This window comes from Acinetobacter sp. UBA2063 (genome assembly GCF_002333245.1).
Taxonomy (GTDB): domain Bacteria; phylum Pseudomonadota; class Gammaproteobacteria; order Pseudomonadales; family Moraxellaceae; genus Acinetobacter; species Acinetobacter parvus.
In genome coordinates this window covers 3,824-4,034 of sequence record NZ_DDAH01000064.1, presented here as the reverse complement: position 1 = coordinate 4,034, position 211 = coordinate 3,824, and the positions used below count along the sequence as shown (strand labels likewise).

Sequence of the window (211 nt, the reverse complement as noted above, 5' to 3'; positions counted from 1 at the left end):
TGAAAACATGCGTCGTGAAGGCTTCGAGATGGGTGTTTCTCGTCCACAAGTCATCATGAAAGAAATCGATGGTGAAAAACAAGAGCCATACGAAAATGTAACGTTTGATGTTGAAGAACAGCATCAAGGTTCAGTTATGGAACAAATGGGCTTCCGTAAAGGTGAAATGACCAATATGGAAGTTGATGGTAAAGGTCGTATCCGTATTGAA

General features: G+C 40.8%; 1 pseudogene. It reads left to right on the top strand.

Going from position 1 to position 211, the window contains the following annotated elements:
* A pseudogene (locus B4H32_RS03105) lies at positions 1-211 on the top strand (translational GTPase TypA); the annotation flags it as partial.